The organism is Gordonibacter sp., from assembly GCF_036667095.1.
GTDB lineage: Bacteria > Actinomycetota > Coriobacteriia > Coriobacteriales > Eggerthellaceae > Gordonibacter.
This window is the reverse complement of sequence record NZ_JAVWUP010000367.1, coordinates 1-1,457: the sequence shown is the minus strand read 5'-3', so window position 1 is coordinate 1,457 and position 1,457 is coordinate 1. Positions and strand designations below refer to the sequence as shown.

Here is a 1,457-nt window from a genome sequence, read left to right as displayed (position 1 = left end):
ATCGTCCGAACCCGGCTGCTGGCCAGGGGGAAACTTATCGGTCCATCTCATCCTTATCTCCTCACAACGAACTTCCTTGAATGTTAACCGAGCCCATTGTGGCGCACCGTACCTGACAACAGCGTGTCATCTTTGCGGGGAATGATGCGTGTCGTCTTCACGGGAGGGTGCGAGGACGTGCGGACGAGCCCCTGAACAAGCGTCATCAGCAGCACCGAGACAAACCTTTGAAGCCTCGCATCAAGCGGCACCCGAGCCTTCGGAACTCACACCTACGGAACTCGAACTTTCAGCGCACAACACGACAGCCTCCCACGCGCAGCCCTAGCGCGCTTGCTGCAGCCTCTCGCGAACCTCTGCGGGCGCAACCACGCAAACGGCATTACCGAACGAGGCCAACAGATCGTAGAGGAAGTCGTTGTGGGGATAGGGGGTGTACACATGGATGCTGCCCTCGTCCGACACCTCGATGGTATCGACGTCGAACTCGTCGTACACCCGCGACGCCGCCCGCGGCTCGAATACCAGCTTCAAGGTGACCAGCTGGTAGGGAGCCGGCGGCTCCTCGATCGCAGGCGGATCGAACTGCGTCCGGTCGAAGGTTGCCTCCGTCGTCTCTAGGGCGTTCATCCGATTCACCCTGAACGTGCGGTAATCGTTTTTCGCAAGGCAGTAAGCCCGCACGTACCAGGCTTTCGACTTGAACACCAGCTTGAGCGGGTATGCCTCCCGCTCGCTCACGCCGCCCTTCGTGCTGGCATACCGAAACCGGACCGCGCGTCCGCTCAGAAGGGCGCGATGAAGAGTCTCGAATCTATCGTCATCCTTGCACGCGTGACCCCATCGCGAGAAATCAACCTCGATCCAATCGGGAAAAGGCTGGTCGAACAAGGCGCTGAGCTTTTTCAATGCTTCACCGTCAGCGCGGTCGCCCTGCGGAAGGCTTTGGAGCCCCCACAGTATCTGGGACCGCTCTTCCTCCGTGAGCACCGCCTTGTCCAAGGCAAAGCCCGGCACAAGCGACACACCGCCCTCCGAGCCGCGGCTAGTGTATAAGGGAATACCCGCCTGCATCAAGGATTCGACGTCGCGGTGGATAGTCCGCACCGACACTTCGAAGTGCTCGGCAAGCTGCTTCGCAGTCAGACGATCCCGTCCCATGAGCAGGTAGACGATTCCGAACATGCGGTCAATCTTCACCTGTGACTACTCCTCACCTCGCATGGCTGCGCAGCAACTCAAATATTGCAGCAAGTATAGCAAAGAAGCCCGCGAGCCAGCCTTCGCCGATCCTCAGAGCGAAAAGCTCCCGCCCCACCGCAAAACTATCATCGGCATCGCTCCGGTCAGCCGCCACATGGGCACATCCATCGCGCCGAAGCGCTTACCGGTGCGCATACCGGCTTCATACCGACCGCACGCCATCGCGGGCGTATCGTTTCTCTCGAACGTGCTAC

At 59.9% G+C, this 1,457-nt stretch carries 1 protein-coding gene; it reads right to left on the bottom strand.

Features of this window, described 5'->3' with window-relative positions; genetic code table 11:
* Positions 1-324: 324 nt before the first annotated feature.
* Positions 325-1,200, bottom strand: a complete 876-nt coding sequence (locus RR842_RS14670) for a YafY family protein (protein ID WP_332730309.1) — start codon at positions 1,198-1,200, stop codon at positions 325-327.
* Positions 1,201-1,457: the final 257 nt, after the last annotated feature.